This is a genomic window from Rothia nasimurium, assembly GCF_928392795.1.
Taxonomy (GTDB): Bacteria; Actinomycetota; Actinomycetes; order Actinomycetales; family Micrococcaceae; genus Rothia; species Rothia nasimurium_F.
The window spans coordinates 1-240 of record NZ_CAKMTJ010000046.1 but is presented as its reverse complement, the minus strand read 5'-3'; the positions used below and the strand labels follow the sequence as shown (position 1 = coordinate 240).

Here is a 240-nt window from a genome sequence, read left to right as displayed (position 1 = left end):
TCACGGGTACGCCCAGTTCCATACAGCCGTCGGCGATACCGCGCACGGCCTCAGCGAACTGCCACATGATGTCCGGATCCTCGGGGGAACCGAAGTTCAGGCAGTCAGAGACAGCCACGGGGCGGGCACCCATAGAGATAATGTCGCGCACGATACCGCCCACGCCGGTCGCTGCACCCTGGTAGGGCTCAACGTAGGAGGGGTGGTTGTGGGACTCAATCTTAAAGGTCACAGCCCAGC

The 240-nt window shown here is 62.5% G+C and carries 1 protein-coding gene; it reads right to left on the bottom strand.

Annotated features, from left to right (window positions below):
- Positions 1–240: AIR synthase related protein (locus L6963_RS11780; RefSeq protein WP_237225480.1), on the bottom strand; the 240-nt coding region annotated here is incomplete at both ends.